Annotated in this window: 2 protein-coding genes; one reads left to right on the top strand and one right to left on the bottom strand. The window is 47.4% G+C overall.

Annotated features, from left to right (window positions below; all coding sequences use genetic code 11):
* On the top strand, positions 1 to 464 hold a 464-nt coding region (locus KIV40_RS33910), incomplete at its 5' end, for an N-acetylmuramic acid 6-phosphate etherase (protein WP_285353832.1).
* A gap of 130 nt (positions 465 to 594) precedes the next feature.
* On the opposite strand, the gene KIV40_RS33905 is transcribed toward KIV40_RS33910, so the two are convergent.
* Positions 595 to 945 carry a DUF2799 domain-containing protein gene (locus tag KIV40_RS33905; protein ID WP_285353830.1) on the bottom strand — a complete coding sequence of 117 codons (351 nt, stop codon included), beginning with the start codon at positions 943 to 945 and terminating at the stop codon, positions 595 to 597.
* Positions 946 to 1,127 lie beyond the last annotated feature (182 nt).

Here is a 1,127-nt window from a genome sequence, read left to right as displayed (position 1 = left end):
GTGCACTCAAATACGCCAATGAGTTGGGTGCAACAACGGTATCACTCTCTTGCAACCCAGATTCACCGATTGCCCAACTGGCAAAGATTCCAATCAGTCCAGTAGTCGGCCCTGAAGCACTCACGGGCTCAACGCGTCTCAAATCGGGTACAGCACAAAAATTGGTGCTCAATATGCTGACCACCGCGAGTATGATTCGTATCGGTAAGAGCTACCAAAACCTGATGGTGGATGTGAAAGCGACCAATGAAAAGCTGGTCGCCCGCGCCGCTCGAATCCTTATGCAGGCGACTGATTGCGATAAAGAGGTGGCAAGAGAAACGCTTGAAAAGACCGACTACGATGTGAAACTGGCGATCCTAATGATACTGACAGGATTAAACCTTGAAGCTGCGAAACAGCAACTGACCCAACAGGATGGTTTCCTGCGTAAAGCGGTTGAGCACAATCAACCGAACGAGTAGCGCATCAAGGTGTGCACTCTTTAATTGAGTTCACCCTTCTCAAAGCAATAAGCGCTAAGCGATAAGCAATAAGTAAAAAGTAAAAAGCACCGGATAGTCGGTGCTTTTTCTCATCGCATCATACGGCTCGTTAGTGATCGTTTGAGAATTCATCCCAGCCGCGTTGCCACTCCATACGAAAACGCTGAGCATCTTCGGTGCCTGAACATACCCCTTCATAAACCTGACCAGAAAGACCGATCTGATAAGCATGGTTAGGGTTACAGTATTCACTGACGCCTTGGTAATAGCCTTCGCTATACGCCGCTTGATCAACAGCGCCCAGTTTGGTCATCTCAGAATATGAACGCTGAGTATTACCTCTTACGCCATCACGGTAGCCAATCTCTTGCCAATTACCCTCTGCAGCTAAATCTTGCACGTTCGACGCACACCCCGTCATACCTAAGGCCAATAACAGTGCTACGGTTACTTTCTTCATTTGCATCCCTTATTTCTTATTATTTGCTATCACTAGCCGACTTGATTCGATTCTCCGCTTAACCCAAGAAAATGTCCACAGCTTCGCTCAAGTCACCGCTTAGTTCGAGACAAAACCACTTAACCTGGTACCCAACCGCTTAACAAATCTGAAAACCACTCAATCAACCACAGCGCCACTTA

Source organism: Vibrio sp. D173a (genome assembly GCF_030248475.1).
The sequence above is the reverse complement of the archived record's forward strand: the minus strand, read 5'-3'. Positions and strand labels throughout refer to the sequence as shown.

What these genes read in the sequence shown, in the direction of transcription:
- KIV40_RS33905 (WP_285353830.1), bottom strand. Translation starts at nt 945, where the DNA reads ATGAAGAAAGTAACCGTAGCACTGTTATTGGCCTTAGGTATGACGGGG.